Here is a 3,617-nt window from a genome sequence, read left to right on the forward strand (position 1 = left end):
CGTTTAGGCCAGCTGCAGCATCTCCACGCCTTCGACGATTTCTTCCGAATTCCAGCCCGCTCCCGTCGCCGTGGCCCGGTAAAGCGACGGCACGCCGCCAGGGCCTTCAGCCACGTAGTAAATGAGGGACTCGGCCCGGTAGAGGTTCATCGACGCCAGGCCGAAAAGTGCCTCCTGGCCCTGGAACCCGCTCTGGTTGAGGCCGCTGGTGGCCACGTTGAAGGTGCCCGTGGTCGGGTTCGCCGCGGTGGTGGCCTGGAACACCGACGCGATGTTGCAGTCGCCCAGGGCATAAAGCCCGCCGGCAGTGACCAGGCCCGCCCGAGCGGGTTCGATGCTTACGGTCGGGGCGCCCGCGCCCGGCGTCGGGTTGAAGCCGGTGACGAGCGCGCCGTCGCTGCCGAAGAACCGCAGCACCAGGATGTCGCTGCCGGCGCGCGGCGCCGGGGCCAGCACGGCCGGGAAGGCGGGGGTGCCCGCCCAGGGGCCAGCCAGCGCGGCCAGGTCCACCACCGAACCGATGTTGGTGCCGGTGGCTTCGTAGCCCTGGATGGCGACGTTGAAGCGCAGGCCGAATTCGGCGGCGTTGTAATTGAGGGTGTTGCGCTGGGCGGTCGTCAGGAAGTGGCTGAAGAACGACGGCTGGGCGCCCATGAAGCGCGACATGTCGTTGACGCAGCCCATGTAGCCCGCCATGCGCAGGTCACGGGCCAGGAAGTCCATGGCGAACCGGCTGCCTTCCTGCGTGCGCGCCACGCCCATGTTGGAGCGGTAGGCGGCGCTGGACGCACCAAATATCTGCACCAGCCCCAGCAGCAGCAGCGCGCTGATGATCATCGCGACCATCAGCTCGACCAGGGAGAAGCCGCGTCGGCGGTTGTATTTGTTCAGGCTCATAGCTGGCTCACCACTTCAAAGGCATTGTCGGCAGTGAACTGCGCCGCCGCGGTGGCTTCCCCCCGGTTGTCCAGCCAGCGCACCCGCACCCGCACCTGGCCGGCGACGGTCGCAGTGGGCGGGGTGATCTCGACGCTGCCTTCGCCGCCCGGGAGCGCGCGCACTACCGCGCAGCGCCAGATCGCCCGGTCCTGCTGCCAGCGGGCGCCGGCCGGCGCCGGGCAGGCGTCAGGGTCGATGGCCGTGAAATCGTTGAAGCGGATCAGGTTGTAGTTGCCCGCTTCGGGGCGGTTGGCCCGGATCATGTCGATCATTTCGTACGCCAGGTTGGTGGCCTGGGTGCGGTGCGCGGCGCTGTTGCCGTTGCGCAGCGAAATGGACTGCAGCAGGGCCAGGCCCAGCAGACCAACGCCCAGGATCAGCACGGCCACCAGTACCTCGATCAGGCTGAAACCGCCCTGGGGCCTGGCGCCGAAGCGGCGGGGGTGCTTGCTCATCGCGAGAGTCTCCGTCACGGGCAGTTCGCCCGGGCAATGCGGACCATGCCGCTGGCCAAGAGGTTTACGTTGCGGACATAAGGCGTGCCGGCGGGACAGATCACGGACCGCACGGCGAGGTCGAAGGCCGCCGTTGGACGGCCGCGGGCGTTGAAGTTCGTGGCGGCCGCCGTGCCGGTGACGGTGACCTGGCGCTGCGCGCCTTCGATGCGGATTCTTTCGTCCACCGGCACCAGGTTCAGGGCGCCGCTGTTGTCCAGGTCGGCCCAGACGATCCAGCCCGAGGTCCAGTCGGCGGCATTGACGGAACAGGTCGCGCCGTCGGTGGAAGCGCAGACGCCGCTGCCCCGGTTGCTCTTGATGGCCTCGGATCGGGCCAGGTTGACGGCGGTCAGGAGGTTGTTGCTGGCTGACGACACCCGGTTGCCACGCAGCAGGCCGTTGAAGCTCGGCAGGGCCACGGCCGTGAGCACGGCGGCCACCGCCAGGGTGACCATGAGCTCGATCAGGGTGAACCCGGTGAAACGGCGCAGGCTTGGGCGTTGGAACGCCATGGCAACCTCTTGGGAGCGATTTCGACGCTTGCAAGGTAGCAAGGCGCCCCCGGCCTGTCCCGCCCGGCCCGACAGCCGGCGCCGGACGACGGATAAGCGCACCCCCCTCCCCCGGGGCAGGCTCGGGCCAGCGCCGCCCCGGAACCCCCTGCCCTCCCGCCGGGGTCAGCTCCCAACGATGCGGTAGCAGGGCTTGTAGTCGTCGGCGATCTTCATGCGGCGCTGGGCCACGAAGGCGCGCAGCAGACCATCGAGCGCCTTCATCATGTCGGCGTCGCCGTCGATGGTGAACGGGCCGTGCCGCTCGATTTCGCGCACGCCCTCCTCCTTGACGTTGCCGGCAACGATGCCCGAGAACGCCCGGCGCAGGTCGGCGGCCAGCAGGTGCGGCGGCTGTTCGCGGTGCAGGTTGAGCCCGGCCATGGCGGCATGCGTAGGCACGAACGGCAGCTGGAACTCCACCGGCAGGTGCAGCGACCAGTTGAAGAAGAACGCGTCCTGTTCCTTGAGGCGGTGCTCGCGCACGCGGCGAATGCCCTGGCGCATGGCCTGGGCCACCTCGGCCGGGTTGTCCACGATGATGCGGTAGCGTGACGTGGCCGCCTCGCCCAGCGTCAGGCGAAGGAACTGGTCGATCTGCTCGAAGTACGCCGCCGATTCGCTCGGCCCGGTGAGGATCAGCGGGAACGGCAGTTCGGCATTCTCCGGGTGCAGAAGCAGGCCCAGCAGGTACAGGATTTCTTCGGCCGTGCCGACGCCGCCCGGGAACACGATGATGCCGTGGCCCAGTCGCACGAACGCCTCCAGCCGCTTCTCGATGTCCGGCATGATCACCAGGTTGTTGACGATCGGGTTGGGCGACTCGGCGGCGATGATGCCCGGCTCGGTGATGCCGATGTAGCGCGGGCGGCCGTGGCGCTGCTTGGCGTGGGCAATGGTGGCGCCCTTCATCGGGCCCTTCATGGCGCCCGGGCCGCAGCCGGTGCAGATGTCCAGGCCGCGCAGGCCCAGTTCGTAGCCCACCTTCTTGGTGTACAGGTATTCGTCGCGGTTGATCGAATGGCCGCCCCAGCAAACCACCAGGTTCGGGTCCTGGAACGACTTCATCACGCGCGCGTTGCGCAGGATCTCGAACACGGCGGCCGTGAGGCCGGCGCTGGTGCCCAGGTCGAAGCGGTCGCTGCCGTGGATCTCGTTGGCGTTGTAGGCGATGTCGCGCACCACCGCGAACAGGTTCTCGGCGATGCCGCGGATGATCTCGCCGTCCACGAAGGCCGTGGCCGGGGCGTTGCGAAGCTCGATCTTGATGCCGCGGTCCTGCTGCTGCACCTCGATGTCGAAATCGGGGTAGCGCTGGGCGGCGGCGCGCGGGTCGTCGGATTCGCTGCCGGTGGTCAGCACCGCCAGCGCGCAGCGCCGCAGCATGTCGCGCTGGCCGCCGGTGGACGCGTCGCGCAAGCGCGCAACCTCGTCACGGGAAAGGATGTCCAGGCCGCCGCGCGGGGAAATGCGGGTGTTGACGGTGGCGGGATTGTTCTGGGTGTTGTCCATCGGTAGGTTCGCGGCTCGCTCATTTGCGGGGACCTTCGACTTTACCACTGTCGCCTGACAGCGGAGCGAGGCCCGGGGTTGTGCCAAACGCCGGACATAAAAAAAGGCCGGCGGTTAC

At 68.4% G+C, this 3,617-nt stretch carries 4 protein-coding genes; all 4 read right to left on the reverse strand.

The features are described 5' to 3' along the window. Nucleotides 1–3: 3 nt before the first annotated feature. Entirely contained in the window at nucleotides 4–897 is an 894-nt protein-coding gene (locus tag K0M70_RS12090; protein ID WP_290782278.1) for a prepilin-type N-terminal cleavage/methylation domain-containing protein, read from the reverse strand. Next, a complete protein-coding gene (gene pilV, locus K0M70_RS12095) occupies nucleotides 894–1,394 on the reverse strand; it encodes a type IV pilus modification protein PilV (RefSeq protein WP_290782281.1) in 501 nt (166 codons plus the stop codon). The genes K0M70_RS12090 and pilV overlap by 4 nt, the downstream gene beginning before the upstream one ends. Before the next feature lie 14 nt (nucleotides 1,395–1,408). Next, nucleotides 1,409–1,948, reverse strand: coding sequence for a GspH/FimT family pseudopilin (locus K0M70_RS12100; RefSeq protein ID WP_290782282.1), 540 nt, complete (start codon nucleotides 1,946–1,948; stop codon nucleotides 1,409–1,411). A gap of 165 nt (nucleotides 1,949–2,113) precedes the next feature. Continuing rightward, nucleotides 2,114–3,499: a nucleotide 5'-monophosphate nucleosidase PpnN gene (gene ppnN / locus K0M70_RS12105; RefSeq protein WP_290782285.1), complete on the reverse strand. Its 1,386-nt coding sequence runs from the start codon at nucleotides 3,497–3,499 to the stop codon at nucleotides 2,114–2,116. Between the last annotated feature and the right edge of the window lie 118 nt (nucleotides 3,500–3,617).

This window comes from Arenimonas sp., from assembly GCF_019459675.1.
Taxonomy (GTDB): domain Bacteria; phylum Pseudomonadota; class Gammaproteobacteria; order Xanthomonadales; family Xanthomonadaceae; genus Arenimonas.

Bases quoted from the DNA above. Each gene is read 5' to 3' on its own strand.
- K0M70_RS12090 (WP_290782278.1), bottom strand. From the start codon at position 897: ATGAGCCTGAACAAATACAACCGCCGACGCGGCTTCTCCCTGGTCGAG.
- pilV (WP_290782281.1), bottom strand. From the start codon at position 1,394: ATGAGCAAGCACCCCCGCCGCTTCGGCGCCAGGCCCCAGGGCGGTTTC.
- K0M70_RS12100 (WP_290782282.1), bottom strand. From the start codon at position 1,948: ATGGCGTTCCAACGCCCAAGCCTGCGCCGTTTCACCGGGTTCACCCTG.
- ppnN (WP_290782285.1), bottom strand. From the start codon at position 3,499: ATGGACAACACCCAGAACAATCCCGCCACCGTCAACACCCGCATTTCC.